This is a genomic window from Mycobacterium sp. E2989 (assembly GCF_001667595.1).
In the GTDB taxonomy this organism is placed as follows: Bacteria; Actinomycetota; Actinomycetes; order Mycobacteriales; family Mycobacteriaceae; genus Mycobacterium.
Genome location: NZ_LZJX01000119.1, coordinates 44,261 through 70,483 on the forward strand (window position 1 = coordinate 44,261; position 26,223 = coordinate 70,483).

Sequence of the window (26,223 nt, forward strand, 5' to 3'; positions counted from 1 at the left end):
GAATCGACCCGTCCTGCGGATACAGGTGCAGTGAGGCGACTCTGCGCATAGCTGCCAGGCCTCGTTGCACACGACTCAGAGGAGTGAGTCAGCAATGCCAAACCGATTGTGCACCAAAGTTTTCAGGATCAGCCGCGCCACCACCGGGCGCGTGCGCCTATGACCGACGTACTAGCCCCCAGCCGTCCCGCCGAGTGCCGCGACAGCAAGTCCGACGATTCCTACGACGACGTGGTCGAAATGTTCGTGGCACTGCGCCAGATGCCGGCCGAGTCGCACGAGTACGGCCGCCAGCGCGAACGCATCGTGGCCCGATGCCTGCCGCTGGCCGACCATGTGGCCAGCCACTTCGCGCGCCGGGGCGAAGGCCTCGACGACCTCGTGCAGGTGGCGCGCGTGGGGCTGATGAATGCCGTCAACCGATTCGACCCGGCCAAGGGGCCCAGCTTCATCGGTTTCGCGGTCCCCACCATGATGGGCGAGGTTCGGCGATACTTCCGGGACTACAGCTGGGGCATGCGGGTGCCGCGGCGGTTGCGGGAACTCCACGTGCAGATCAGCAGGACGACGGGTGACCTGGCCCAGAAGCTGGGGCGTGCGCCCACGGCCGGCGAGTTGTCACAGGTGCTCGAGGTTCCCCGCGAGGAGATCGTCGAATGCCTGGTGGCGGGCGACGCCTACCGGCTGGATTCCCTGGACGCGCCGGTGGGCACCGACGGTTCGGGTACGCCCCGGTCGGTCGCCGACGCGGTCGGCGGTATCGATCCGCAGATCGAGCACATCACCAATCGGGAGGCGCTGCGCGTCCTGGTCGCCGGCCTTCCCGCGCGCGAACGCGAGGTTTTGCGGATGCGGTTCTTCGAATCGATGACGCAGAGCCAGATCGCCGAGCGGATCGGGGTGTCGCAGATGCAGGTGTCCCGCATCCTGGCCAGCACCCTGCGCTGCCTGCGCGACCAGCTCGAATAGGTCGTTGCCGGCCCTCAGGAGCCCTCGAGCGCCACTGCGGCGCGACGTCCGCAATGTACTGTGCGATTCGGAAACGACTCGACTGTGGCGCCGCAGGCCGCCCTGGAAGGGAGCTCGACTTCGATGAGGACTTCACGGACGGTGACAGCGGGCGTCGCGGTCACGGCGGCGCTGGCGGTGGCGGTAGCGGGGTGCGGCGGCAAGAGTTCGACGCCCTCCACGTCGAAACCGGCATCGTCCAGCTCGGCGACCAGCGCGACCAGCGCCGCACCGAGTTCGTCGGCGGCCGCGCAGCCCAACGAGTACACCGGGCTGCTGATCCAGGCGAGCGACATCAACGCCCCGATACCGTTCACGGCCGCCCCACCGACCAGTAACCCGAACGGCCAGCCGGGCGTCGCGACGACCTTCAAAGACGACGACGGCAGCCACGTCATCAAGGACACGATCCAGGTGTTTGCCGACCCCGGCGCCGCCACGAACGCGCTGAACGCGGCCAAGGGCGCTCAGGGTGACGTGATCAAGAACCCGACCACCCAGGCGGCCAACGTCGGCGCCGGCGGGACCACCTTGTTGGGCAACTCGCCGGACCGCAGCAAGGGCGTGACGATAGTGCTCTTCACCGAGGGCAGGGCCTTCGTCACGCTGCAGTTTGACGGGCCGCCCGACACGCTGGCACCGACCGATTTCGTCAACGACGTGGCCCAGAAACAGGACGCGGCCGTCAAGAAGGGGCTCGGCGGCTGAGCGCGAGCTGACCGCCCACAACCCGAGGAGCCCGATGAACGTCATCAACGGCATGCCGGCCCACGCCCTGCTGCTGCACTTCGTGGTGGTGCTGGTGCCGCTGACCGCCCTGTTGGAGATCGTGTGCGTGCTGTGGCCGACGGCGCGCCGCGGCCCGCTGTTGTGGCTCGCGGTGACCTCGGCTGCCGCCACCATGGTGTTGACGCCGATCACGGTGAATGCCGGGGAATGGCTTTACGACCTGAGGGCCAAACCCAGCGCCATCCTGCAAAAGCACGCCACCCTGGGCGGCACGATGAACTACTTCGCCGCCGCACTGCTGGCGGCCGCGCTGGTGCTCGTGGTGATGCGCGTGATCGAACGCCGCTCGGACAAGAGCCGGGTGGCCGTCCGGGCGACCATCGCGATCGTGGTGCTCGCCATTGCCGTCGCGTCGACGGTGCAGATCTACCGCGTGGGCGACGCCGGGGCTCAGTCGGTGTGGGGCGACGAGATCGCGCACCTCAAGAAGGCCCACCCGGGTTAGTTCGTCGCGACGCCTACGGCGTGGGCGTCAGGAGAAACAGCCGGAATTGCCGCCCGGCCGCGCGATTCTGGGCCAGCTGATAGTTCGGCCAGTGCGCCAGGACCGTGGACCACGCTTGGTCGCGCTCCTCGCCGGTGAGCAACCGCACGGTCGCCACGAACCGCCGGCCGCGCCGCCGGACGGTAACGCGTTGGGCGGCCTTCAGATTCGCCGACCAGGACGGGTGGCGAGCCCGTCCCCAGTTCGAACCCACCAGCAACAGCCCGCCCTCGACGGGCACGTATTGCACCGTCGCCGTGCGGGCGAGACCGGTCTTGCGGCCCGGCGTCGTGATCCGGACGTTCGGAAGTCCGGCGAGGTCCAGCACGCCGAACCGCTCGCCCGTCGCGAACCGCAGCAGCGCCTCCGCGCGTTCCGCCACCGGCTGACCGTTGAGGACCAGCCGGCGGTAGGCCACCGGATTGCGAGCCACCCGCTGGAGCGGATTCATACACCAGACTGTATTCCGGGGCGGGGCGGCCCGGGCGGCTGAGCGATGAAATCACCTTGAAGCCCAGGGATTCCGGCGGGACCGCTGGTTGACAAGCGGGCGGCGCGCCGTGACAAATAAATTGCTTGATTTAATTCCGTGCGCGGTGTTCACTGAGGCGATGACAGCCGAGCGGATCGTCCGTGCCGACAGGTCGACGGGCACCCGCGAGGCGATCCTGTCGGCCGCGGAGGAGCTGTTCGCCGAGCGCGGCATGTACGCGGTGTCGAACCGGCAGATCAGCGAGGCGGCCGGACAAGGGAACAACGCCGCGGCCTGCTACCACTTCGGGACGCGGACCGACCTGCTCCGGGCGATCGAGAGCAAGCATCGGGAGCCGATCGAGGAACTGCGGGCGCAGATGCTGACCGCCATCGAGGACTCGACCGACCTGCGCGACTGGGTGGGTGTGTTGGTGCGGCCGCTCACCGATCACCTGCACGCGCTGGGCACGCCCAGCTGGTACGCCCGGTTCGCCGCCCAGGCCATGGCCGACCCCACGTACCGTCACGTCGTCACCAAGGACGCGCTCGCGTCGCCCCTGCTGGTGCGGACCATCGACGGCATCAACCGGTGCCTGCCCGACCTGCCACGGCGGGTTCGTTCCGAGCGAATGGTCATGGTGCGCAACCTGCTCATGCACACCTGCGCCGAGCACGAAAGCGCGCTGGCCGAGCACGGACCTCGTTCGCGTTCGGCCTGGCCGGTCGCCGGCGAAGGCCTGATCGACGCGATCGTCGGCCTGTGGCGCGCCCCGGTCCACGTGCGCGCGGCGGCCGGCCGGCCCGGCGATACCACACCGGCCCCGCACCGAGGAGAACGATGACCGACGTCTCGACCGCCACCGATATCCCGGCTTTCCCCATGCCACGGGCGCCGGGATGCCCGTTCGCGCCCCCGCCAAAGGTGTTGCAGCTCAACGCCGACAAGCAGCTGAGCCGGGTGCGGATCTGGGACGGCAGCACGCCGTGGCTGATCCACGGCTACGAGGCGATTCGCGCGTTGTTCACCGACTCGCGCACCAGCGTCGACGACCGGCTGCCCGGTTACCCGCATTGGAACGCGGGGATGCTGGCGACGGTGCACAAACGCCCCCGTTCGGTGTTCACCTCCGACGCCGAAGAGCACACCCGGTTTCGCCGGATGCTGTCAAAACCGTTCACGTTCAAGCGGGTTGAGGCGCTGCGACCGGCGGTGCAGCAGATCACCGACGACCACATCGACGCGCTGCTGGCCGGTCCCAACCCCGGCGACATCGTCACCACGCTGGCGCTGCCGGTCCCCTCGCTGGTTATCAGCCAATTGCTGGGCGTGCCCTACGAGGACGCGGATTTCTTCCAGACCCAAGCCCAGCGGGGCATGGGCCGCTACGCCACCGAGGAGGACACGGCACAGGGCGCCGCATCGTTGGCGAAGTACCTGGCGAACTTGGTGCGGACCAAGATGCAGAGCCCGTCGGAGGATCTGGTTTCCGATTTGGCCGAGCGGGTCAACGCCGAAGAGCTCAGCGTGCGCGAGGCCGCGCAGCTGGCCACCGGCGTGCTCATCGCGGGCCACGAGACCACCGCCAACATGATCAGCCTCAGCGTCGCGGCCCTGCTCGACCACCCCGATCAGCTGGCGCTGATGCGCGACAGCGATGATCCGAAGGTGATCGCCGTCGCGGTCGAGGAATTGATGCGCTACCTGAGCATCATTCAGACGGGCCAGCGCCGCATCGCCGTCGAGGACATCGAGGTGGGCGGCGAGACGATCCGCGCCGGCGAGGGCATCATCCTCGACGTCGCCCCGGCGAACTGGGACGCCCGGCAGTTCCCCGACCCCGACCGGCTCGACCTGCGTCGGGAGGACGGCCCGCACGTCGGCTTCGGCTACGGTCGCCACCAGTGCGTCGGGCAACAGCTGGCGCGCATGGAACTGCAGATCGTCCTGCCCACCTTGCTGCGCCGGGGTCCGACGCTGCGGCTCGCGGCGCCGGTCGAGGAGCTGCCGTTCAAACACGACGCGCTGGCCTACGGCCTCTACGAGCTTCCAGTGACATGGTGATGGCCTTCCCCGGGAACGCCTCCGCCGTCGAGATACCGGACGAACCGGATTGGGCGCGCATGCGTGCGGAGACCGGCGCGCGGCTACGGTCCGCGATGGCCGATCATGGTGTCGATGCGCTGATCTTGTTGATGAACGGCTACGTCGGATACGCGACCGGCGCCAGCTGGCCGCTCGTGGACGCGGGCCTCTCGCACGTCGAGCGCCCCGTTGCGGTCGTCCTCGCCGACGACGAACATCCCCACCTGTTCATGCCGTACCGCGGCGGGGCTTCGGCGGAATCGCCGGTGCCCGACGACCATCTGCACGGGCCCGTCTACCTCGAATTCGACCATGGGGTCGAGCAATTCGCGCGTGTGCTGGCTGGGCTGGTCCCGTCGGGCGCGAACGTCGCCGTCGACGAACTGACCGGAGCGATGCGACGGGCCGGCCGTACGCTGTTCCCCGGGGGCGAACCGACGGATGCGGCGATCGTGGTCGGTGCGGCGCAATTGGTTAAGACTCGAGATGAGTTGTCCTGCCTTCGCCGGGCCACCCGCATCACCGAACAGGCGATCGTGGATGTGCAGCGGGCCCTGGAACCCGGCGTGCGGCAGATCGATCTCTCGGCCAGGTTGGTGCGCCGCGCGTTCGAGCTGGGGGCCACCACCAACATGCTGGAGGCCATCTGGCAGGTGATGCCGAGTTCCCGGGCAGCCGGAATATGGACGACACACGGGGATTTGGCGCTGCCGCTGCTTCCCACCGAGCGGGAATTGGCGGACGGCGATGTGCTGTGGACCGACATCAGCATCACCTATGCCGGATATTGCTCCGATTTCGGCCGGACCTGGGTGGTCGGCCAACCGCCCACGCCACGCCAGCAGGACCAGTTTCGGCAATGGCGAGCCATCCTAAATGCGGTGCTCGCGGTGACCAAAGCCGGTGTCACCTCAGGGGATCTGGCGCGCGCGGCGATCGCCGCCAACGGCGGCCGCAAACCATGGCTACCGCATTTCTATCTGGGCCACGGCATCGGCACCTACCCCGCCGAAGCGCCGATGATCGGAACCGATCTCGGCGAAGAGTTCGACGACAACTTCGTCTTCGCGCCCGGCATGGTTCTGGTTCTGGAACCCGTGGTGTGGGAGGACGGCACGGGCGGCTACCGCAGCGAGGAGATCGTCGTCATCACCGAAGACGGCTACCTGCCGATCACCGACTACCCCTATTCCCCCTATGGCGACTGAGGTTCTCCCCGACCCCACCGCGCTGCGCGTGGGCCGCCGGGAACGGGCGCTGGCCCAAATGGACGCACACGGGCTCGACATCCTCGTGCTCGGGCGGCAAGCCAACATTCGCTACGTCACCGGCGCGCCACAGCTGTGGATAGCCGGCACCCGGCCCTTCGGTCCGATGTGCGTGCTGGTGCGCGTGTCCGGGGACATCTACCTCAACAGCACCGACGACGAGGGGGTTCCGGAGGAGATCGGCCGCGATCACCTCTACGGTCTGGCCTGGAACCCGATGACGCTCATCGACGTGCTGAAGAAGATCGAGGGCGCCGACACGGCGCGGCGGGTCGGAACCGATGCGATCACACCGACTTTCGCCGCCCTGCTGCCCGACGCGTTCCCCCATGCGGAGCTCGTCGACGCGGAACCCGCGATGCGCGCGGCGCGGCGGGTCAAGACGCCCGACGAAATCGCGGCGATGGGCGCCGCCCTTCGCGTCGCCGAGCACGGGTTGGCCGCCGCCCTTGCCGAATTCGCGCCGGGGGTGTCGGGGCGGACGCTGGCCGGGGCCATGATGGAGGCGATGGCCGCGGGTGGGGTGAGCACGCCGGCCACCCAGGACGCCGCATGGGTGACCTCAAAGGAACACCCGTGGCGGCGCGCCGGCCACGACGAGGTGCGCCCGGGCGACCTGGTCGCGTTCTCCGCCGGCGCCCTGGCAAATGGCTATGTCGCCGAGGTCGGTCGGACCTGGCCGGCCGGCGACGGGGTGCGCGAGTTGTTCGACCGGTCGGATGCGTTGTACGACAACATGCTTGCCGCGTGCCGGCCCGGCGCGCCGACCGCCGATCTGCTCGCCGCGTATCAGGCGGCCGGCGAGCCGACACCGCCGATGCCGATCGCGCACGGATTGGGGTTGGGCTTCGACCCACCGGTGGTGTCCCAAACCCTGCTGGCCGCGGGCGAACGCGACGAGTTGGAGGCCGGCATGGTTTTGGCGATCACCGGCTACGTGTGGCAAGAGCGTGTTGGGGCCGTATTCAGACGGGACACCGTGCACATCACCAAGGGCGGTCCCGACGTGCTGACCGCCAGCCCGTCGTGGTCCGGTCAATGAAACCACTTGCGTCACTGCGTCGCTGGCCGCGCCATCGTTAGAACTGCGGCATCAGCCCCGGGACACGCGCTGAATCGCGCGCGCCAACGGTCGGCGGCCTGGCGAAGGGGTATTTGGGAGGAAATTCTCCGGCGCATCGATGACTTTGGGCCCTATGCCGCGGAACCTGGGCACCGAAACGATGGCGACGAACCACCAGGCGCTGTGGGGTGTCCCCGATGGCAGGGGTTGAGGCGATGAGGATTCCGCGGTTGCGCTCCTCGCGGGCGGTCCGGCAGATCACTGCGGGCCTGAGCACCCTCGACACTGAGGTTTTCGACGCGATCGCGGAGTCACGGAGTCCGCTGCTCGATAAATTGATGCCGGCGCTCTGCCGGGCGGCCGATCATGGCAAGCTGTGGTTCGCGACTGCGGCGGCGCTGGCGATGTCGGGCAACCGATCCGCTGGCCACGCCGCGGGCCGCGGTGTGGCCAGCCTTGCGGTGGCGAGCCTGGTCACCAATCAGGTGGCTAAGCGGATGTGGCGCCGCAAGCGCCCCTCCCACGAATCCGTTCCGCTGCTGCGACGTCTGCATAAATATCCCAAGTCCAATTCGCTGCCGTCCGGCCACTCCGCCAGCGCCGCCTCCTTCACGGTGGGCGTCGGGATGGAAAACCCGATGCTGGGGCTGCTGATCGCGCCGCTTGCCGGCCTCGTCGGGGTTTCCCGCGTCGGAACCGGTGCGCACTATCCCAGTGACGTGTTTGCGGGCGTCGGCATCGGCGCGTCGATCGCAGTCCTGGGCTCGCGCTTGGTCCCGCCAATAGCCGAGTACAAGCTCCCCTCGGCCGACCCGCTACGCATCGAGACGCCGCCCCGACCCGATGGCGCCGGGGTGGTCCTCGTGGTCAATCCCGCTTCGGGGAGCGGGAGCGGGGCGCGCGTCATCGGCGAGGTTCGACGAGAACTGCCGAATGCCGAGATCGTCGAACTCACCAAGAACGACAACATCACAAACGTGTTCCGTGCGGCAGCCGAACGGGCTGGGGTACTCGGCGTCGGTGGTGGCGACGGAACGGTGGCGTGCGCAGCGGCCATCGCGGTAGACACCGGACGGCCGCTCGCGGTCTTCCCGGCCGGCACGTTCAACCACTTCGCGAAGGACATCGGGTGCGACCACCAAGCCAAGACGATCCGTGCCATACAGCAGGGCACCATTTCGTGCGTCGATCTGTTGTGCTTCAACGATTCCCAGGTGATCGTCAACACCGCAAGCATCGGTACCTATCCGAGGCTCGTGCAAACGCGCGAACGGTTGGAGCACACAATAGGCAAGCCGTTAGCAGCCGCCTACGCAATGCTTCGCGTCCTGCGCCATGAGCAGCCGGTGCGAATCAGCTACGACAACAAGACTATGCAGACATCGCTGGTCTTCCTGGGCAATTCGATCTACCTACCGTCCGGCTTCGCGCCCGCGCAGCGCAGCCGGTTAGACACCGGGTTGATCGATGTTCGCATTCTGGAGACAGGCCGCCCTTTCAGCAAGACTCGAGTCATGACGGCACTCATGCTGGGGCGGCTGCAACGCAGCCGGCTATATCACGAGCATCACGTTCCCGAGTTCAGCTTCCGATCCGTTGACGGGCCGACCGCCGTGGCGATGGACGGCGAGGTGGATGGACAGCACGAGCATGCACGCTTCACCGTCCGGTATCGGGCTCTGCCGGTGTTCTGCCCATCGCGACGGCGCTGAGCCTCACAGCCGGACCGCCGCCGCGGTTACGCGGAAGCCCGTTCCCCGGTCAGATCGAGGGCGATATCGATAAGCATGTCCTCCTGGCCGCCGACCAAGCCCCTGCGGCCGGCTTCGACCAGAAGCGTGCGCGCATCGACGCCGAACCGTTCGGCAGTTGCCTCGGCATGACGCAGGAAACTTGAGTACACGCCCGCGTATCCCAACGTCAACGTCTCCCGGTCCACGCGCACCGGACGCTGCTGCAGGGGCCGCACAAGATCGTCGGCGGCGTCCTCCAGCGCGTTGAGGTCACAGCCGTGTTGCCAGCCCATCCGGGTGGCCGCCGCGACGAAGACCTCCAGTGGCGCGTTACCGGCGCCGGCGCCCATACCCGTCAGTGATGCGTCGACGCGGTGAGCGCCATGCTCCACGGCGACCATCGAATTCGCCACACCCAGCGACATGTTGTGGTGGGCATGGATGCCGACTTCGGTTGCGCTGTCGAGGCTTTGCCGCACCGCGTCGACCCGTTCGGCGACGTCGCGCATGGTCATCGCGCCACCGGAGTCGACGACGTAGACGCACCCGGCCCCGTATCCCTCCATCACGACGGCCTGCTCGGCGAGCTTCTGCGGGGTGGTCATGTGGCTCATCATGAGGAAACCGACGGTGTCCATGCCGAGTTCGCGCGCCGCGACGATGTGGTGCGCGGAGATGTCGGCCTCGGTGCAGTGGGTCGCGACGCGCACGACACTGGCGCCCGCCCGGTGCGCGGCGGTCAGGTCGCGGACGGTCCCGATGCCCGGCAGCACGAGGGTCGCCACCTTGGCCCGTTCTACGGTCCCGGCCACGGCTTCGATCCACTCCAGGTCGGTGCGGGCGCCGAATCCGTAGACGCAGCTGGACCCGGCCAGCCCGTCGCCGTGGGCGACCTCGATCGAGTCCACCCCCGCCTGGTCGAGCGCCCGGGCGATCTCGGTGACCTGCTCCAGGGTGTAAGAGTGTCGCACGGCGTGCATGCCGTCACGCAGCGTGACATCGCTGATGTACAGCGGCTTGCTCATTTCCTCACTCCCACAGTCGTCATCGAGTGCGCGGCGATTCGTTCCGCGGTGGCCAGGGCGGCCGACGTCATGATGTCGAGGTTGCCCGCGTAGGCGGGGAGGTAGTGCGCGGCGCCCGTCACCTGCAGCATCACGGTGACCCGGGTGCCCATGAACTTCCCGGTCTCCGGGATGTGCAACGGACGGTCGGCGTCGAACGTCTCGAACTGGACGGGTTTGGTGAGCCTGTAGCCCGGCACATACCGGGCGACCCGCTCCACCATCTCGGCGATCGACCCGCCGATGGCTTCGTGGTCGCAGTCGCCCTCGACCAGGCAGTAGACGGTGTTGCGCATGAGGATCGGGGGGTCGGCCGGGTTGAGGACGATCACCGCCTTGCTGCGCTGCGCTCCGCCAACCACTTTGAGCGCGGTGGCGGTCGTCTCGGTGAACTCGTCGATGTTCGCGCGCGTGCCCGGGCCGGCCGACTTCGACGAGATGGACGAGACGATTTCAGCGTACGACACCGGGGCCGCGTCATTGACGGCGGCGACGATCGGCACGGTGGCCTGCCCCCCGCACGTCACCATGTTCAGGTTCGGCGCGTCGATGTGGTCCTCCAGGTTCACCACCGGCACACAGAAGGGCCCGATGGCCGCCGGCGTCAGGTCGAGGACCCGAACGTCCTTGTCGCGCAGCATGTTCCAATGCTTGACGTGTGCGCTCGCGCTGGTGGCGTCGAAAACGAGCCGGATGTCGTCGAAGTGGGGCATCGTCAGCAGGCCCTCGATGCCCTCGGACGATGTCGGGACGCCGAGGCGATTCGCCCGGGCCAGCCCGTCGGAGGCGGGGTCGATGCCGATCATCGCCGCCATCTCCAGCGGTCCCTCGCTGCGGAGAACCTTGATCATCAGGTCGGTGCCGATGTTGCCGGATCCGATGATGGCGACCGGATATCGTTCGTTACTCACTTGAAACTGCCCTTCATTACTCGAAACTCACGCTGACGGAACCGAGTCCGCTGACCGTCGTCGACGCGCGGTCGCCGGCGGCCACGAACACGGCCGTGGTGTACGAGCCGGACATGACGAACTCGCCGGCCTCGATGGTGGTGCCGTATTTCGCGACCGCGTTGGCCAGCCAGGCGACGGCGGCGGCGGGATGACCCAGCACGGCGGTGCCCGCGCCCGTGGCGACCGTCGCGTCGTTGACGGCGAGGGTGGCGGTGGTCTCGGGGAGCGCCGGCGCCCGGCCGATCGGCACCCACTCGCCCAGCACCACCGCGCCGGAGCTGGCGTTGTCGGCGATGGTGTCCGCCAACGTGATCCGCCAGTCGGCGATTCGGCTGTCGACGATCTCGCACGCCGGGGCGACGGCCTCGGTGGCGGCCAGCACGTCGTCGATCGTCACGCCCGGCCCGCGCAGCGGCGCGCGCATCAGGAACGCGACCTCGGGTTCAACGCGCGGCGCGCAGAACGCGGTGACCGGCACGGTCGCGGCGTCGGGTAGCACCATGTTGTCGAGGATGTAGCCGAAGTCGGGCTCGTCCACGCCAAGGAGCTCCTGCATGGGCGCGGAGGTGATGCCGATCTTGTGGCCGCGCAGCGCGTGGCCCTCGGCGAGGTAGCGGGCCATGTTGATGCGCTGCACCGAATACGCTTGGGCCACGGTCAGGTAAGGGTGTGTCTCCGTGAGCGGCGCGATCGGTACGCGGCTGTTCTGGGCGTCGTAGAGGAGTTGAGCGGCGTCGGTCAGCTGGGCGGTTTGAACGGTCATGCCGAGTCCCCGGGCTCGAGCAGCTTGGCCGCCATGTCGAAGACGATGCGGACGTGCAGGTCCAACAACCTGGCCAGGTCGACGGAGTCGCCACCGACTTCCTTGGCGATGAACAGCCCGTCGGCGCCGGCGATCGCGTAGGTGGTCAGCAGGTGCACACCTTCGTCGTCGAGCTCCGGCGCAATCTGCCGCACCATCTCCGCGAACCGGTGGAACGCGCGATCGCGCACCTCGAGGAACATCTCCCTCGCGCGCGGTTCGACGGGCCGACGCTCCAGGCTCAGCATCAGCCCGAGGCGGAGGAAGTCCGGCGCATCGAGCAGGGCCTTGGCGACCCGGCCGCCGAACTCCGTCATCCACTCGCGGTCCGGCGTCACTTCTGTCAGGTCGAGCTCGGCCAGCCAGCGCTGGAAGCTGCGCTCGATCACCGCCGCGATCAGGTCGTCCTTGTCGGTGAAGTGCCAGTAGATGGAGGTCGGGGGGAGGCCACTCTTCTTGCTGACGAGTGAGATCGTCGTGCCGTCGTAGCCGCGCTCGGTGGCGACTTCGGTCGCCGCGTCGAGGATCCGCTCGCGCGACTGTTCCCCGTTGGCGCGCGTCCGCCGCTGAGCACGGGGTTCGGGGGCTTTGGCGCCGGCCGAATTTTTCTGTGCCACATTCCCTCCTTCTCAGGTGTTGACGATCACGCTATCGAGAGCTTACTGTATGGAGCACTACATTAACAACCTCTCCTCCGAAGGTTCCCCTCATGTCAGACCAACCGATTTATGACGTAGCGATCGTCGGGTACGGGCCGGTCGGTGTCACCGCCGCCAACCTGCTCGGCCAGCTGGGCCTCAAGGTCGTCGTCGTGGAGCGCGATCCGAACATCTACACGCGCGCCAGGGCCATCTCGACCGACGAGGAGGTCGTGCGCATCTGGCAACAGGTCGGCCTGGCCGACCGGCTCAATGCCGACATGCAGCCCGGCAACGGCGCAAACTTCGTCGACGCCAATGGCGTGCCGTTCGTGCGGCTCCTGCCCGTGTCGCGCGGCAACGGCCACCCGCCCCAGCAGTTCATCTACCAACCCGCGCTTGAGAAGGTGCTGCGCGAGGGGGTGGACCGCTTCCCCAACGTCACGGTGATGCTCGAGCACGAGTGCCTACGGGTGGTCCAGCGTGACGAGCACGTCGAACTCATGCTGGCCGATCTTCGCGCCGACGAGTTCCGGCGGATCCGGGCGTCGTACGTGATCGCCGCGGACGGCGGGTCGAGCTTCATCCGCGGGCAGCTGGGCATCGGTTTCAGCGGGCGCACCTACGGGGAGCGCTGGATCGTCATCGACACCAAGGTGCTCAAGGAATGGCCCGGCCACGACCGGCTGCGCTTTCACTGCAACCCCGAACGGCCGACCGTCGACTGCCCCACCCCGCTGGGCCATCACCGGTGGGAGTTCCCGGTGCGCGACGAGGAGGATGAGAAGGACCTCCTCTCCGAGGAGGCGATCTGGAAAGTGCTGAGGCGGCAGGGCATTTCGCCCGACAACGTGAAGATCCTCGGGTTCGCCTGCTACAGCCACCACGTCCGCTTCGCCGACCGGTGGCGCGTCGGCCGCGTCTTCCTGGCCGGCGATGCCGCCCACGCGATGCCGCCGTGGATCGGTCAGGGCATGTGCGCCGGTGTCCGCGACGTCGCGAACCTGTGCTGGAAGCTGGCCGCGGTGCTCAACGGGTCGCTGCCCGAGTCGGTGCTGGACACCTACCAAGCCGAGCGGATGCCACACGTGAAGGAGGTCACCAACCGCGCGGTCAAGACGGGCAAGCTGATCATCCAGCGCGACCCGCGGCGCGCCGCCGTGCGCAACCACTTCTTCCGCACCGCGAGCAAGGTGCCGGGGTTCACGTCCTGGCTCCGCCAGCACCGCTGGCTGCCCGACGCGCGTTACCAGAAGGGTTTGTTGGCGCACAACGGAAACGGTGCCGTCGGCTGGCTCATCCAGCAGCCGTGGGTGGTCGAGGAGAAGGGTGACGCCGTCCGCCTGGACGACGTCATCGGCGGCCGCTGGACCGTGCTGCACCTGGGGCCGGCCCCCGATCTTCGGGAGTGGCGCGAGGCGGGTGTCCCCGTCCTGAAAATCCTTGTGCCCGGCGCCGTTCCGAGCGCGGACAGCGTCGTGGACGCCGACGGCATTCTGACGCGCTGGCTCGACAAGCGCGGCGCGTCGGTGGTGGTGGTGCGGCCCGACGGGTTCGTGTACGCCGCCGCAAAGGAAGACCAGCGGTTGCCGGGGCCCCCGGCCGGGCTGAAGGTTTAAGGAGCGAATTGATGACCAGCAACACCATGATCGAGCGCACCGTGCGCGTCAACGGGAAAGACATCTTCCTCGTCGAGGCTGGGGACGGCCCACCGGTGGTCCTCCTGCACGGCGGCGGGCCGGGCGCATCGGGCGTGTCCAACTATTCGAAGAACATCGAGCCGCTGGCCGAGAACTTCCGCGTGATCGTCCCCGACATGCCCGGCTACGGCCGCTCGTCCAAGGGCGTCGATCGCGACGACCCGTTCGGATTCCTGGCCGATCACATCCGCGGGATGCTCGACCAACTCGGCATCGAGCGCGCGCATCTGGTCGGCAACTCCTACGGCGGGGCGTGCGCGTTGCGCCTCGCCCTGGACACCCCGCATCGGGTCGACAAACTCGTGCTGATGGGCCCGGGCGGTGTCGGGACGAGCCGTGGGCTGCCGACCGCGGGGCTGAAAAGCCTGCTGTCGTACTACGGCGGCGACGGGCCCAGCCCCGACAAGCTGCGCACCTTCATCCGCTCGTATCTGGTGTACGACGGCGAATCCGTCCCGGAGGCCCTGATCGAGTCGCGCTACCAGTCGTCGATCGAGCCCGAGGTCGTCGCCAATCCGCCCCTGCAACGGCCGACGAGCCCAAAGGCGTTGTGGCGCATGGACTTCACCCGCGACCGCCGGCTCAAGCACCTGGCCACCCCGACGCTCGTTATCTGGGGACGTGACGACAAGGTCAACAAGCCCAGCGGCGCGGCGATGCTGGGCGAGCGGATGCCCAACGCCGACGTGCTCATCACGGCGAAGACGGGCCACTGGGTCCAGTGGGAACGCGCCGACTTCTTCAACGCCGTCACCACCGCGTTTCTGACGGCATGACCATCTTTAAGGAGAACCCCATGACCACTGACATCTTCGGCAACGTCCACCTGGGCTATGTCGTGATCGAAACCAACAAGTTCGCCGACTGGAAGCGCTTCGGGCGCGACGCGATCGGCATGCACCTCGACGAGATGCTGCCCGACACGATGCGGTTTCGCTTGGACGCCAACGAATGTCGCTTCCTGCTGCGGCGGGGGCCGGCGGAGGACGTCGTCGCCCTCGGTTGGCATCTCGATGACCACGCCACCTTCGACGAAATCTGCCGGCGGGTCACCGACCACGGCGTGCCGGCCGTGGACGGCTCCGACGACGACGCCAAGCTCCGCGGCGTGGAGCGCTTCCTGCGGTTCCCCGGACCCAACGGGCTGGCCCAGGAGGTGTACACCACCGCCCGCACGGCGCCGCTGGCGCTGGACATACCGGGCAGCGGGTTCGTCACCGGCGCGGGGGGCCTGGGCCACGTGGCGATCTTCACGAAGAAGCCGCACGACATGCGGGGCTACTACGACCACGTGTTCAACGCGCGCCTGTCGGACTACATCGACGAGACGATCAACGGCCTGAAGCTGAAGGTCCGCTTCCTGCGCGTCAACGAACGTCACCACTCCGTGGCGATCGCATCCGTGAATATGTTGCCCGTCAACCCGATTCGCACGCGGGTGCAACACGTGAACGTCCAAGTCGCCACGCTCGACGACATGGTGACGTCGTATCAGCGCGTCAACGCGCTGGGTTTCGAGATGACGATGTCGGTCGGGCAGCACACCAACGACAAGGAACTGTCGTACTACGCGATGACCCCGTCGGGCTTCGAGTGGGAGGTCGGCTGGAACCCGATCGTCGTCGACGAGTCCGTCTGGAAGCCGACGACCCACCAGGGCATCAGCATCTGGGGGCACAAGCCGGAGGGGCAGACGGTGGTCGACAAGCTCGAGATGTTCGCCGTGGCGGCGAGGTCGGCGGTGCACCGCGAAGCGACGGTCCCCGCGCTCAGTTCCCCGCCGATCGCCGACGACTGAGGTAAGCGAGGTGGATAGTGCCGTCATGAGCGCCAACGCCGCCGCCTCGGTCCCGGACGTGTAAGGAGTCGTCGATGAATGGCGCGGACGCCGCGATCGCACATCTGGAACGAGAAGCCGGCGCGGTGACGTCCCACGGTCCCGGCTATGCCACCGTGGTCATATCGCGGCGAGTAACCGACAACGAACACCGGCGGTTTCGACGCTGGCTGCGCCGCCTGCGCCGGGCAATCGAGCGGTCTTCCGGTTACATCGGCATGAGCGTGCAGCCACCCGACGAGAACCACCCGTGCGAGTGGGTGGTGATCTATCAGTTTCGGTCAGAACGAGACCTTGATGCGTGGCTGTGCTCTGCACAGCGCGCGGCCTTGATCGCTGAATGCGACGCATATCTTGTGGATCGGCCTATAGAGCAACGCATCGTTCAACCCCGAACCGATAGCGTCACCCTGATCAGTGCTGTCCGTTTACGCCAGGGAGCCGAAAAGGCCCACCGCGAGCTCCACGAGAATGCCGTGGCGGCCGCCGGCGCGCTGGGTGGTCTTATCCGCCACCAACTCATCCCGGCCGTCGCGGGCGCTCAACCGGACACGGTGGCACTGCTGACGTTTCACACGCGCGACGATCTCGACCGCTGGATGAGGTCTGCGCAACGCCGGGACATTCTGCGCGCCATGTCGGCGCTGACCGAAAGCGAGCGAACCGTCAACGTCGTCGGTGGCTACGCCGGCTGGTTTAGCCCGCCGGGCGCGGCACCCAAACAATGGAAACAAGCGATCGCCGTGATCGCCGGATTGATACCGGTATCACTTCTGGTCACCGCCGTCCGCCAGTCGACCGTCCCCGACCTTCCATTGTGGGCCGTGGTGCCGTTGACCGCGGTGGCGAACGTGGCGATCCTGACATGGCTCGTGATGCCGCTGATCACCCGTGCGCTACGAGGGTGGCTGACCTAACTCATCGGCCGAAAGGTCGGGCCGCATGGGACGGTCGGGGCAACGCGCCGGTGGGGCGGACTCCATCATGCCGCCATCGGCGAGTATGTCATCGAGCAGCACGCCCACGCGGTGCCGTTCCCACACGAACAACAGGTTCGACAGCATCTGCAGCGGTGCCCGCACGCTCTCGTCGTCGCGGATCAGGGGGTGCTCGCGGCTGTCCGGGATGGCCTCGAATCGCCTGCCGATCAACGCGGGCACGCCCAGGAGCCACGCGGCGCCCATTGACGCCGCATACAGCAGCGTGTGCCGGCGCAACCGCGTGGGATCGAGTTCTGGCCCGCCGCAACGACGGAACTCGGCCACGAACAGCTCCAGCAGCTCGTCGAGGTGGGACTCCCACAACCCGGTTTCGGCGCCGGACATGGCTCCCCAGATCGCCATGCCCAGGTTCATCTGCCCGACGCATCCCCAGTCCATCAGGCCGCAGCGCAGAATGCCGCCCGTGTCGCGCCAGAACCACGCGTTGTCGATGTTGGCGTTCCAGTGGCACAGGGCGACGTAGTCGGAGTCACCAGCCAGCAGGCCCGCGATCGTGTGCTCGTGACGCGCCACACGCGGCACATCGTCACGCAGGCGTGCGAGGAGTTCCGGCGAACATGCGGGAAGCAGCCCCGGCCGGGTCCGGGCGAATTCGGCGAGTTGGTCCACCCGGCGTTCCAGCTTGTCGGCCGACAGTGGCGCGCGCTCCCCCACCGTCGCCGCGGCCACGTCCAGCGGGAAGTGTTCGGTCAATGCGGCCGGCAGCCGTCCGGACCGGTGGGTGCCGGCGAGCCGGGCCAGCGCGGTGAGCAGCGCGCGGTAATGCTCGACGGGCCGGGGCATCTCGTAGTCGAGGCACTTGTGGTATTGGGTCTCGATTCCGTTGTCGCCGAATCGAATCCGCTCGGTGATCAGGATCCCGGTGCCGCTGCGGCGGTGATAGTCGGCGAATTGCGGCTCGGGCACCGCGATTGGAAAACCCGGCGCCCTAGCCAGCGCGGCGAACCGCACCTCCGGCTCCATCTGTGTCTTGCCGCGATCGCGCGCCGGGTCGTCGAAGTCGCGCGAGAACTTGACGAACAAATCTGTGCGCAGGTTCGGTGCGGGCTTGGCGTATTCGACCGATAGCGTGACTTTTCGGCCGGTGCTGCCCCCGGTGACCTCGCGGAAATCGGTGACGCGACTGACACTGTTGTCCCGCATCGCCCCCGAGGCGAGAAACGCCTCGGTGAGAAAGCGCGGCCCGCCGGCGTACAGCGCCGCCGCGTCAGCCGGAAACGCCAACCCGTAGTGGTCCCCGACCACCCAATGCGAAGTCAATTGATTACCAGGTTTGTTCGGCCGCTCGCACCAACATGTGATTGACGGCCACCCGGCGATCACGCGTGACCATGAACAGCACCGCGTCGGCGATGTCCTCCGGACGCAACTTGACCATGCCGGCGGTCTGGCGCTCGAACGCCTCCCGCGACGGCTCGGCGAGGTGGCTGAAGATCTCCGTGTCGACCGTTCCGGGGCCCACGACGCCGACCCGCACCCGCTTGCCTAGCACCTCTTGGCGAATCCCCTCGCTGAAGGCGTTCACCCCGAACTTGGTCAGCGAGTAGACGGCGGTGTTGGGTCGGGCGACCCAACCGGCGGTCGAGCTGATGGTGACCACATCCGCCACCCCGCGCGGCGAGTCGGCCGCGGCGTCGATCAGGTGCGGGAGCGCCGCGCGGGTGACATACAGGACTCCCTGCACGTTGACCTTCACCATGGCGTCCCAGTCCCGCAGCGACGCTTCGGCCGCCGGACCGGATTGCATCAAGCCGGCGTTGTTGACCACGGTGTCGAGCCGGCCGAACTCCGCGACCATGCGCTGCACGGCCGCTGCCACCTGTTCGGCGTCGGTGACGTCGGCGGTCACGGCCAGCGCTGTGCCACCGGCGGATTCGATGTCGGCCGTCAGTTCGGCGAGCCGGTCCGCGCGCCGCGCGAGCAGTGCCACCGCCGCGCCCTCGGCGGCCAGCGCCTTGGCCGTCGCCGCGCCGATGCCGCTGCTGGCGCCGGTGACCAAGGCCGTGGTGCGTGCAAGTGTCCCCGTCATGTGCCCAGTATCTCGTGTAGCACGTACTCGGTGTGCTCGCCCAGGTCCGGTGCGCCCCGGGCGATGCGGGCCGGGTTCCGCGCCATGCGCCAGGGCGGCCCGACGATCGGCCGCTGGCCCTCGCGGTGATCGCTGACGAACCGATACAGCTCGCGGTCCCACAGCCGCTGGTCGCCGATGACGTCGACCGAGGTGGCGCTCTTGCAAGCCGGGACCCCCGCCGCGCGCAGGCGGTGGGCGAGTTGCTCGGCATCGTGGTTTCGGGTGAGCTGTGCGAGCTCGGCGTCGAGTGTTTCGGCGTGACAACGCCGTTGGCTAGTGGTGGCATAGCGTCGCTCCCGGGTCAGGGATTCGGCGCCGAGCACGTCGCACAGCGCGCGCCACTGCCCGTCGTCGGCCACGGCCACCGCGATCCAGGCGCCGTGCGCGCAGGGGTAGCAGCCGTGCGGGCACATGTCCGGGTGATCGTTGCCGTCGGGGCCGAGCGGCCGCCCGGTCAGCGCCTGTTCGAGCAGGCGGTCGCCGATCATCGACGACAGTGTCTCCACGGCCGAGAGGTCCACGAATTGCCCGGTGCCGGTGAGTTCGCGATGCAGCAGCGCCACCACGGCCGCGTACGCCGCCGCCGCGCCTACGGTCGAATCACCGTAGCGCATGCTCGTTCCGAGCGGCGGCCCACCGCGATAGCCGACCAGCGAGGCGACGCCCGCCAGGGCGGCAAAGCATGGCGCGTAGCCGGTTTGGTGGCCCAGCGGTCCGTCATTGCCCCACATCTTGATCGACACGGAGACGATGTCCGGCTTGATCCGGGTGAGCGCCGAATATCCCAGGCATTGGCGTTCCATCGCTCCAGGGCGCAGGTTGTTGATGACGAGGTCGCTGCGGGCGATCAACTCGCGCAGACTGGCCATGCCCTCCGCGGACTTGATATCAAGGTCCACGCTGAGGATTTCGGGGTTGATGCTCAAGAAGTACGGCGCGTGGTCGATGTCGGTCCCGCCGTAGGCGCGCATCTCCTCGGGGCTGCCCGCGGTTTCGACCTTGATGACCTCGGCGCCCAGCATGGCCAGCAGCTTGCCCGCGTAGGGGCCGGCCCACACCTTGGTGAGCTCGACGACCCGCACCCCTTGCAGTGGGCCGCCGCGCGGCTCCCGGGGCGGCTTGAGTTGCGCGGACGCGACCCGCGGCCGAGGGCGCGGCGTGTCGACGCCGTCCAGCACCTGCCGGTTGTGCCGGCCGAGAGTCGGTGCGGCGGAGGTGATTCGGGCCTGGGTGGCGCTGAATTTGTAGGGCACCGTCGGATACGCCGCGTCGCCCAGCACGGGGTGCCTGACCGGCTGGAAGAACCCCCGGTGGCGGTACTGCGCCGACTCGTGCAGGTCCGCGGCGCCGTTCACCGGCACGAGCGGCACGCCCAGGCGCTGCGCCCGGTCGGACGCCTCGTCCTTGGCGAGGTCCCGGACCCACGCCGCGAAGCCGCGCCGAAATGCCGCGACCTTCTCCGCGGTGACGGAGAACTCCAGCCAATCGTCCTCGAACGCGCCCAGCCAGTCCGGGTGACCCAGCAGTTCCTTCAGGCCCACCCAATGGGCGAGGCTGGTCATGTACAGGTAGACGTAACCGTCGGCGCACGCGAAAAACGCTGCGGGGCCGGCCTGGTCGTAGTCGCCTCGGTGACCCTGCGCGGTCACCTCGCCGGTGATGAATCGGCCGAGGATGCAGTCGGCGCGGGAGGCCAGCACGGCCTGCGCGGAGAGGTCGATGGACTCGCCGTGGCCGCTGTGCAGGCGCCCGAAGAGCGACGCCGCGACGCAGAGCGCGGCGTCAAGTCCGGCTTCGTAGTCGGCCAGGAACCGGCCCGGCCCCTGCAGGGGCGGTTTGGCGGGATCCGGGTGGCTGGGCGTGTGGTATCCCCAACCGCTGGCGTGGAAGACGTTGATGCTCTTGGCATTGCCGAACTCGGCGGCCGCGCCCCGCCCGAACGGGGTGATCGAACAGAACACCACATCGGGATGTCGCTGTGACCAGTCGTCGTCGCGGTCGTCGATGACCGCGTCCGCGGTGCCGATGAGCCGGTGCAGGGTCTCGACGCCGGCGGCCGAACCGAGATCCAGCACCACCGACCGTTTGTTGGTGTTGAGGTACGCGAACAGCCCGCTGCCGTCGCGACCGTCGGCCAGGATGGGCGCCATCGCCCGCGTCGGGCTGCCGCGCTCCGGCGCCTCGACCTTGATGATCTCGGCGCCGAAGTCGGCCAACAGCTTTCCGCAGTACTCCCCCGCGACGGACCCGGCCAGCTCGACGACCCGGAAACCCGTCAGCGCCGACATGCGAGCTCTCCCAAGGCGGTCAGGGCTTGGCGCGCCCCGAGCGGCTCAGGCGCCACTCCGGCGGGAAGTTCAGGTCGTTGTCCTTGACGACGTTGTTCAGGCCCTTTTCGAAGGTGCCCTCGGTCAGGTCGACCTCTTGCGCGTCGTTGGTGATCAGCGGCAGCATGCCCTCGACCATCCCGGTGAGCAGGCTGCCGAAGTATTCGCCCTTGTGTTGCTTGTAGAGCTCCAGGAAGGTCTTCTGGACCGCGACGGTGTCGGTCGGGCGGGAGCGCGAGCACGCCAGCGCGTACTTCTCCGTCTCGGCTTCCAGCTTGTCCCGCGGCACCACGCTGTTGACGAAGCCGCAGTCGTACATCTCCTTGGCGCTGAATGGGCGCCCGGTGAACAGCATTTCGGAGAACTTGCGCAGACCCATGGTCTCGGCCCACCACCACAGCCGCGGGCCCCAGCCCACGTAGCGGAAGGCCGGGTGCCCGAAGAGGGCGTCGTCGCTGGAGATCACCAGGTCGGCGTCGCCAGCCTGGTAGAAGTGCCAGCCGTAGCAGTAACCCTTGGCCTCGATGATGCTGATCTTGCGCAACTCCTGCAGCGGCCGGTTACCCGCGCGGGCCTTGGCGTAGAAGTCGGTGACGGTCGACAGGTAGCGATACGATCCGCCGGGCGGGTACTTCACGTCGTCGTCGTTGATCGCGAGCTCGTGCAGCAGCGGCAGGCCCGGGTTCTCCAGCATCGGCCGCTGTTCGGGCAGGTCCCCGCCGCTGCCGAAATCCTCGCCCTCGCCGCGAATCACGACGACCTTCACGTCGTCGTCGACGTTGCACTTGTGGATCAGGTCGGCATAGTTCTGCCGCATGCCCAGGGTGGTGGCGTTCTGCGCGTCGGGACGATCGAACGTGATGTAGGCGATCCGGTTCTTCTTGTCCTTCTCGAACTTGATGTACTGCTCGGCTTCCTTCTTCAGTTCTTCGTAGTCGTATTCGGGCATCGTCTTCTCCTCCTGAATTGGCGCTATTTGAGCAAGCTGCCCGCGTCGACGGGAAGCGAAACGCCAGTGACATAACGCGATTCGTCAGAGGCGAAGAACAACACCGCGTTGCTGATGTCCGCGGGTTCCACCCAGGGCACCGGCAGCGTGTGCATCATCTGGGAGATGGGGGCGAAGTCCTCCGGACCGGGGTTTTCCAGGTCCGGACGGAAGAGCCGGAACGTGTTGTCGTTCATCACCATCGTGGTGCTGACCTGGGTGGGCAGCACCGAGTTGACCCGGATCATGTGCTGGCCCAGTTCGACGGCGAAGGCGCGCATCAGGCCGATCACGCCGTGCTTGGCCGCGACGTAATGGCCGGTGTTCGGGTACGCCTTGCGCCCGCCGACCGAGCTGGTGAGCACGATCGATCCGCCGCGGACACCCGAAAGGATATGCGGCACACCCGCTTTGACCGTGTGCCAAACCCCGGTCAGGTTGATGTCGATCATGTCCTGCCAGACGTTCTCACGGATCTTGTGCAGCTTCCTGCCATCGGTCCCCACGCCGGCGTTCGCGACGATGATGTCGAGGCGCCCGAGTTGTTCGACACCCGCGTCCACCACCGATTTCAGCGCCGCGTAGTCGCGGACGTCGACCTGCGCGGTGACAATGCGCCGGTCCTGGGCCTTCACCAAGTCGGCCGTCTCGGCCAGGTCCTCGGGCGTCGAATGCGGGTAGGCCAGGTTCTCGATCGGGCCGCAGACATCGATCGCGACGATGTCGGCGCCCTCCTGCGCCAAGCGCACCGCGTGGCTGCGGCCCTGGCCGCGGGCGGCGCCGCTGACGAACGCGACCTTGCCCTCGACGCGGCCCGTCATCAGGGCACCACGGTGGGCAGGGTTTCCCAGCCCCGCACCGACGACGTCGGGCTGAGCTTTGCGTTCGTCATATCGGGCTCCCACTCCGGGAAGCGCTTGAGGATTTCCTCGAGCGCGACGCGCCCTTCCAGCCGGGCCAGCGCCGAGCCCAAGCAGAAGTGGGCACCGACGCTGAACGTGAGGTGCGGCCGGGCCGGGCGGTGAATGTTGAATTCGCCTGCGTCGGGGCCGAATTGCCGCTCGTCTCGGCAGGCCGCCCCGAGCAGCATCAGCATGACACTGCCCTCCGGCACCGTCTGGTCGTAGATGCTGACGTCGCGGGTGACATAGCGTGCCATGTGCGGTGCGGGCGGCTCGAAGCGCAGCAGCTCCTCGATGGCCTGCGGGATGAGTGCAGGGTTCTCGACGAGTTCACGACGCTGATCGGGATGTTCGGCGAGAACCTTGCCCGCCCAACCGATCAGACGCGTGGTCGTCTCGTTTCCCGCCCCCGCCACCACGTTGAGGTACACCAGGATCTCCTCGCGCCTCAGCCGCCGCGTGGTGCCGGTCTCGTCGACGAACTCGACATTGAGCAGCTCGGTCATGATGTCGTCGGACGGATTGTTGGCGCGCCAGTCGATGTAGGCCTCGAACTGCTCGCCCACCGACAGGCCGTGTTCGGCGACACTCATCGGCTTGCCGGGCTCGGTGCGCAACTGGGCGTTGCCGCGGTCGCGGATGTATTCCTGATCCTCTTCGGGGATGCCGAGCAGGGCGCTGATCACCTTCATCGGCATGATGGCGCCCAGGTCGGTGACGAAGTCGAACCGCCCCGACCCCACCAGCGGATCCAGCGATTGCGCGCAGAACTCGCGGATCATCGGCTCCAGCGCGGCGATCTTGCGGGGCGTGAACATGCGCGACAGCAGCTTGCGGTGCACGTCGTGGATCGGCGGGTCTTCGAAGATCAGCATGCCCGAAGGGATTTCGAGGTTGGCCTTGATCAGTTCCATGATCACGCCCCGCGCGGAGCTGTAGGTGGCGTGGTCGACGATCGCCTTGTTCACATCCGCGTATCGACTCAGCGCGTAGAAATCGTATTCGGAGTTGTAATACAGCGGCGCCTCGTCGCGCAGGCGCTTGAACATGGGATACGGGTCGGCAATCAGCTCGACGTCGTACGGATCGAATCGCACGTGGCTGTCGGTGCTCGTCGTCACGAAATCCCTCCTACGGCTGCCGGTTACCGGACATCCCCACCGCCTGGCAGCACCGGATCCGGGTCGGGCAATTTATACACTCCGCTTAATTGCCTTGCTATATGACGTGTGCACGGGCTGGGCTGAAATCGGCCCGTCAGTGTGGCCTAACTCTATTCTCGTAGAGAACCACACGGCGAATGGTCTGGCAAGACCCCATGCCGCGCGGCTCGCCGTCGATCCAGGCGCGGTCATCCGAGCGCCGTGGCCCGGCGCTCGCCGGCGGGGCGCTGCCCTTCGGCGCCGGTCAGCCGGCCGCGGTGGGAACTACGAAGAATGCCTGCCGCGATGGCCGACAGGATCCCGTCGAGTTGCTCGGGACTGTCGACGACCCGGTCGCCGTGCGCGAAGCGCACCAGAAGGCCGTTGATGAACGTCAGCGTCACGTTGCTCAGGTCCTCGATGACGGCGGGGTCCAAGTCCGCGCCGTGCGGCATGAGCTGGACCAGAATCTCGCGGTGCAGCTTGGTGAATTCGTCGGTGGCCCGCTGCAGGATCGCGGCCAGCGACGGGTCGCGGGCGGCCTGCATGGTGAGCTCGTAGCGGGCCTTGGTCCGAAACAATTGCGGCTCGCTGCCGGATCGGATGACCACCTGGGACAGCCGCGAGGGCGAGGGGTTGTTGCCCCGACCGTCGGAGTCGTCGGCAACGGATTTCAGGTCGGCGAGATCGAGCTCGGCCAGCCGCTCGGCCACGGCGCGCAGCAACGCGGAGCGGGTGCGAAAGTAGAACGACGTGGTGCCGTCGGGCACGCCGGCCTTGCGATCGACCTTGAGATGACTCAATCCCTTGGCCCCGTCGTCGGCCAGCAGCTGAATCGCCGCGTCGCATAAGTCGCGGCGGCGCTCCCCGGGATTGGGCTTACGGCGTTTGTCCATTGTCTTGGAATGAGAGGCTACTCTATATTCGTAGTGTCGGCAAAGTTTGGCAACCCGGGACGCCGGACGCTTTTTGGCAAGGGAGCGGGGGTGCACCGCCGAGCCAAACGGCTAACCGCCCACGTCCGCATCCTCGATCGCCCGGCCGAGATCACTGATCCTCGTCAGGCCGTAGCGCGCCGCGGTCGCGGCGGTCACCACGATGCCGTTCTTGTTCTCGGCCGGCGCCGGCCGCAGAGCGACGAGCCCCGTTTTCTGCAGCGCCCGGGCGAGCACTGCATGGGCTTGGTGCGGATCCGAGATCCCGCCCCGGCCCCCGTCCAGATAAGCGAGGAGGCTACCCACATACTCGGGGACGAGTCCTACCGCGCCGTCGCGGAGCAGCGGAAAGTACGTGTCGCGGTTGCCGATTCCCAGCCGCCGCTCGACCGGGAAGCCGGCGTCCACGAGCGCATGGGCGTAGAGCTCCGCCACGGTCACGCTCTCGGCGAAGTTGGCCGAGCCGACGACGATCGGCGGCCGGTCTCTTCGCGATTCGCGCGGCGTCGGGTTGTTCCCTCGCTCGGCGAGGAATTCAGCCGCCGCCGCCGCGGGAGGTGAGCCGCGAAGGACGCGGCGATTGAGCTCGGCGAGGCGCTCGGTCGTGAGTTCCGCGCTGACGGCATCGATCGTCGCGGCGAGGCGTGCTCCGTAAGTCACGCGCAACTCGTCGCGCAGGATCGGCGTCACACTCTCGGCGGGCTGGGCGTGCCGGTCATCCTCGAGCAGTACGAAGTCGCCGGCGAGGAGGCGTGGATCGGTCGTGAAGAGCACGCCCACCTGAATCGCTCCGGTTTGCAGCGCGTCGACGGTGCGCGGCCCTCCGGCATCGGTGACACGAAACTTCTTGAAGGTGAGCCCATACCGCGCGCGCAGCAGCGGCAAACAGAGCAGTTCGCTTGGACATTCGGGACCAGAGCCGAACACCAATGTCTCGGCCACCATCACGTCCGGCTCCGCT

General features: G+C 67.7%; 25 protein-coding genes. 12 read left to right on the top strand and 13 right to left on the bottom strand.

Annotated elements, in window-relative coordinates:
• The first annotated feature begins 159 nt into the window (after positions 1–159).
• The 3 genes from A5680_RS21400 to A5680_RS21410 all read left to right on the top strand — a co-directional run bounded on the left by A5680_RS21400 (position 160) and on the right by A5680_RS21410 (position 2,242).
• Positions 160–969: a SigB/SigF/SigG family RNA polymerase sigma factor gene (locus A5680_RS21400; RefSeq protein ID WP_055402154.1), complete on the top strand. Its 810-nt coding sequence runs from the start codon at positions 160–162 to the stop codon at positions 967–969.
• 123 nt (positions 970–1,092) lie between these two features.
• The gene (locus tag A5680_RS21405; protein WP_067822875.1) at positions 1,093–1,716 is read left to right on the top strand and encodes a hypothetical protein; all 624 of its coding nucleotides are present in this window, start codon (positions 1,093–1,095) and stop codon (positions 1,714–1,716) included.
• Between the two features lie 34 nt (positions 1,717–1,750).
• Complete coding sequence (locus A5680_RS21410) at positions 1,751–2,242, top strand: DUF2231 domain-containing protein (RefSeq protein WP_067822879.1); 492 nt, start codon at positions 1,751–1,753, stop codon at positions 2,240–2,242.
• Positions 2,243–2,255: 13 nt separating this feature from the next.
• On the opposite strand, the gene A5680_RS21415 is transcribed toward A5680_RS21410, so the two are convergent.
• Complete coding sequence (locus tag A5680_RS21415; RefSeq protein ID WP_067822882.1) at positions 2,256–2,732, bottom strand: nitroreductase family deazaflavin-dependent oxidoreductase; 477 nt, start codon at positions 2,730–2,732, stop codon at positions 2,256–2,258.
• 145 nt (positions 2,733–2,877) lie between these two features.
• Between A5680_RS21415 and A5680_RS21420 the strand changes: the two genes are divergently transcribed.
• From A5680_RS21420 to A5680_RS21440, 5 genes are all read left to right on the top strand, one after another.
• On the top strand, positions 2,878–3,597 hold the full coding sequence (locus A5680_RS21420; protein WP_067822885.1) for a TetR/AcrR family transcriptional regulator: 720 nt from the start codon (positions 2,878–2,880) through the stop codon (positions 3,595–3,597).
• Positions 3,594–4,817, top strand: coding sequence for a cytochrome P450 (locus tag A5680_RS21425; protein ID WP_067822888.1), 1,224 nt, complete (start codon positions 3,594–3,596; stop codon positions 4,815–4,817). Before A5680_RS21420 ends, A5680_RS21425 begins: the two co-directional genes overlap by 4 nt.
• Entirely contained in the window at positions 4,817–6,046 is a 1,230-nt protein-coding gene (locus tag A5680_RS21430; RefSeq protein WP_156675199.1) for a Xaa-Pro peptidase family protein, read from the top strand. The genes A5680_RS21425 and A5680_RS21430 overlap by 1 nt, the downstream gene beginning before the upstream one ends.
• Positions 6,036–7,148 carry a Xaa-Pro peptidase family protein gene (locus A5680_RS21435; protein ID WP_067822893.1) on the top strand — a complete coding sequence of 371 codons (1,113 nt, stop codon included), beginning with the start codon at positions 6,036–6,038 and terminating at the stop codon, positions 7,146–7,148. Before A5680_RS21430 ends, A5680_RS21435 begins: the two co-directional genes overlap by 11 nt.
• Before the next feature lie 218 nt (positions 7,149–7,366).
• Complete coding sequence (locus A5680_RS21440; RefSeq protein WP_231977666.1) at positions 7,367–8,881, top strand: bifunctional phosphatase PAP2/diacylglycerol kinase family protein; 1,515 nt, start codon at positions 7,367–7,369, stop codon at positions 8,879–8,881.
• A 26-nt stretch (positions 8,882–8,907) separates the two neighbouring features.
• On the opposite strand, the gene dmpG is transcribed toward A5680_RS21440, so the two are convergent.
• The 4 genes from dmpG to A5680_RS21460 are packed head-to-tail and all read right to left on the bottom strand — an operon-like array spanning position 8,908 to position 12,338.
• Positions 8,908–9,927 carry a 4-hydroxy-2-oxovalerate aldolase gene (gene dmpG, locus A5680_RS21445; RefSeq protein WP_067822898.1) on the bottom strand — a complete coding sequence of 340 codons (1,020 nt, stop codon included), beginning with the start codon at positions 9,925–9,927 and terminating at the stop codon, positions 8,908–8,910.
• The gene (locus A5680_RS21450) at positions 9,924–10,877 is read right to left on the bottom strand and encodes an acetaldehyde dehydrogenase (acetylating) (RefSeq protein ID WP_082970447.1); all 954 of its coding nucleotides are present in this window, start codon (positions 10,875–10,877) and stop codon (positions 9,924–9,926) included. Before A5680_RS21450 ends, dmpG begins: the two co-directional genes overlap by 4 nt.
• Before the next feature lie 16 nt (positions 10,878–10,893).
• Positions 10,894–11,682, bottom strand: a complete 789-nt coding sequence (locus tag A5680_RS21455; protein WP_067822902.1) for a 2-keto-4-pentenoate hydratase — start codon at positions 11,680–11,682, stop codon at positions 10,894–10,896.
• Entirely contained in the window at positions 11,679–12,338 is a 660-nt protein-coding gene (locus A5680_RS21460) for a TetR/AcrR family transcriptional regulator (RefSeq protein WP_067822905.1), read from the bottom strand. The genes A5680_RS21455 and A5680_RS21460 overlap by 4 nt, the downstream gene beginning before the upstream one ends.
• 92 nt (positions 12,339–12,430) lie before the next feature.
• Between A5680_RS21460 and A5680_RS21465 the strand changes: the two genes are divergently transcribed.
• From A5680_RS21465 to A5680_RS21480, 4 genes are all read left to right on the top strand, one after another.
• Complete coding sequence (locus A5680_RS21465; protein WP_055401497.1) at positions 12,431–13,978, top strand: bifunctional 3-(3-hydroxy-phenyl)propionate/3-hydroxycinnamic acid hydroxylase; 1,548 nt, start codon at positions 12,431–12,433, stop codon at positions 13,976–13,978.
• Between the two features lie 11 nt (positions 13,979–13,989).
• Complete coding sequence (locus A5680_RS21470) at positions 13,990–14,835, top strand: alpha/beta fold hydrolase (RefSeq protein ID WP_067822908.1); 846 nt, start codon at positions 13,990–13,992, stop codon at positions 14,833–14,835.
• Positions 14,836–14,855: 20 nt separating this feature from the next.
• On the top strand, positions 14,856–15,857 hold the full coding sequence (locus A5680_RS21475) for a VOC family protein (RefSeq protein ID WP_067823110.1): 1,002 nt from the start codon (positions 14,856–14,858) through the stop codon (positions 15,855–15,857).
• A 74-nt stretch (positions 15,858–15,931) separates the two neighbouring features.
• Positions 15,932–16,813: an antibiotic biosynthesis monooxygenase gene (locus tag A5680_RS21480; protein ID WP_067822911.1), complete on the top strand. Its 882-nt coding sequence runs from the start codon at positions 15,932–15,934 to the stop codon at positions 16,811–16,813.
• Here A5680_RS21480 and A5680_RS21485 read toward each other — a convergent pair.
• The 8 genes from A5680_RS21485 to A5680_RS21520 all read right to left on the bottom strand — a co-directional run bounded on the left by A5680_RS21485 (position 16,793) and on the right by A5680_RS21520 (position 26,207).
• Complete coding sequence (locus A5680_RS21485; protein WP_231965111.1) at positions 16,793–18,142, bottom strand: hypothetical protein; 1,350 nt, start codon at positions 18,140–18,142, stop codon at positions 16,793–16,795. The two genes, A5680_RS21480 and A5680_RS21485, sit on opposite strands and share 21 nt — an antisense overlap.
• A 19-nt stretch (positions 18,143–18,161) precedes the next feature.
• Positions 18,162–18,926, bottom strand: a complete 765-nt coding sequence (locus A5680_RS21490) for an SDR family NAD(P)-dependent oxidoreductase (RefSeq protein ID WP_067822915.1) — start codon at positions 18,924–18,926, stop codon at positions 18,162–18,164.
• Positions 18,923–21,256 carry a CaiB/BaiF CoA-transferase family protein gene (locus A5680_RS21495; RefSeq protein WP_067822918.1) on the bottom strand — a complete coding sequence of 778 codons (2,334 nt, stop codon included), beginning with the start codon at positions 21,254–21,256 and terminating at the stop codon, positions 18,923–18,925. The genes A5680_RS21490 and A5680_RS21495 overlap by 4 nt, the downstream gene beginning before the upstream one ends.
• Positions 21,257–21,275: 19 nt before the next feature.
• Positions 21,276–22,244, bottom strand: coding sequence for an enoyl-CoA hydratase/isomerase family protein (locus A5680_RS21500; RefSeq protein ID WP_067822921.1), 969 nt, complete (start codon positions 22,242–22,244; stop codon positions 21,276–21,278).
• Between the two features lie 23 nt (positions 22,245–22,267).
• The gene (locus tag A5680_RS21505) at positions 22,268–23,104 is read right to left on the bottom strand and encodes a mycofactocin-coupled SDR family oxidoreductase (RefSeq protein WP_067822925.1); all 837 of its coding nucleotides are present in this window, start codon (positions 23,102–23,104) and stop codon (positions 22,268–22,270) included.
• Entirely contained in the window at positions 23,104–24,306 is a 1,203-nt protein-coding gene (locus A5680_RS21510; RefSeq protein ID WP_067822928.1) for a cytochrome P450, read from the bottom strand. The genes A5680_RS21505 and A5680_RS21510 overlap by 1 nt, the downstream gene beginning before the upstream one ends.
• 230 nt (positions 24,307–24,536) lie before the next feature.
• Entirely contained in the window at positions 24,537–25,223 is a 687-nt protein-coding gene (locus tag A5680_RS21515) for a TetR/AcrR family transcriptional regulator (RefSeq protein WP_067822931.1), read from the bottom strand.
• A gap of 111 nt (positions 25,224–25,334) precedes the next feature.
• Positions 25,335–26,207, bottom strand: coding sequence for a glycine betaine ABC transporter substrate-binding protein (locus tag A5680_RS21520; protein ID WP_231977671.1), 873 nt, complete (start codon positions 26,205–26,207; stop codon positions 25,335–25,337).
• Positions 26,208–26,223: the final 16 nt, after the last annotated feature.

Excerpts from the sequence above, each read along its gene's own strand:
- A5680_RS21470 (WP_067822908.1), top strand. The coding sequence starts at position 13,990 with ATGACCAGCAACACCATGATCGAGCGCACCGTGCGCGTCAACGGGAAA.
- A5680_RS21400 (WP_055402154.1), top strand. The coding sequence starts at position 160 with ATGACCGACGTACTAGCCCCCAGCCGTCCCGCCGAGTGCCGCGACAGC.
- A5680_RS21425 (WP_067822888.1), top strand. The coding sequence starts at position 3,594 with ATGACCGACGTCTCGACCGCCACCGATATCCCGGCTTTCCCCATGCCA.
- A5680_RS21435 (WP_067822893.1), top strand. The coding sequence starts at position 6,036 with ATGGCGACTGAGGTTCTCCCCGACCCCACCGCGCTGCGCGTGGGCCGC.
- A5680_RS21410 (WP_067822879.1), top strand. The coding sequence starts at position 1,751 with ATGAACGTCATCAACGGCATGCCGGCCCACGCCCTGCTGCTGCACTTC.
- A5680_RS21465 (WP_055401497.1), top strand. The coding sequence starts at position 12,431 with ATGTCAGACCAACCGATTTATGACGTAGCGATCGTCGGGTACGGGCCG.
- A5680_RS21455 (WP_067822902.1), bottom strand. The coding sequence starts at position 11,682 with ATGACCGTTCAAACCGCCCAGCTGACCGACGCCGCTCAACTCCTCTAC.
- A5680_RS21415 (WP_067822882.1), bottom strand. The coding sequence starts at position 2,732 with ATGAATCCGCTCCAGCGGGTGGCTCGCAATCCGGTGGCCTACCGCCGG.
- A5680_RS21490 (WP_067822915.1), bottom strand. The coding sequence starts at position 18,926 with ATGACGGGGACACTTGCACGCACCACGGCCTTGGTCACCGGCGCCAGC.
- A5680_RS21500 (WP_067822921.1), bottom strand. The coding sequence starts at position 22,244 with ATGCCCGAATACGACTACGAAGAACTGAAGAAGGAAGCCGAGCAGTAC.
- dmpG (WP_067822898.1), bottom strand. The coding sequence starts at position 9,927 with ATGAGCAAGCCGCTGTACATCAGCGATGTCACGCTGCGTGACGGCATG.
- A5680_RS21430 (WP_156675199.1), top strand. The coding sequence starts at position 4,817 with ATGGCCTTCCCCGGGAACGCCTCCGCCGTCGAGATACCGGACGAACCG.
- A5680_RS21505 (WP_067822925.1), bottom strand. The coding sequence starts at position 23,104 with ATGACGGGCCGCGTCGAGGGCAAGGTCGCGTTCGTCAGCGGCGCCGCC.
- A5680_RS21405 (WP_067822875.1), top strand. The coding sequence starts at position 1,093 with ATGAGGACTTCACGGACGGTGACAGCGGGCGTCGCGGTCACGGCGGCG.
- A5680_RS21515 (WP_067822931.1), bottom strand. The coding sequence starts at position 25,223 with ATGGACAAACGCCGTAAGCCCAATCCCGGGGAGCGCCGCCGCGACTTA.
- A5680_RS21440 (WP_231977666.1), top strand. The coding sequence starts at position 7,367 with ATGGCAGGGGTTGAGGCGATGAGGATTCCGCGGTTGCGCTCCTCGCGG.
- A5680_RS21475 (WP_067823110.1), top strand. The coding sequence starts at position 14,856 with ATGACCACTGACATCTTCGGCAACGTCCACCTGGGCTATGTCGTGATC.
- A5680_RS21520 (WP_231977671.1), bottom strand. The coding sequence starts at position 26,207 with ATGGTGGCCGAGACATTGGTGTTCGGCTCTGGTCCCGAATGTCCAAGC.
- A5680_RS21480 (WP_067822911.1), top strand. The coding sequence starts at position 15,932 with ATGAATGGCGCGGACGCCGCGATCGCACATCTGGAACGAGAAGCCGGC.
- A5680_RS21495 (WP_067822918.1), bottom strand. The coding sequence starts at position 21,256 with ATGTCGGCGCTGACGGGTTTCCGGGTCGTCGAGCTGGCCGGGTCCGTC.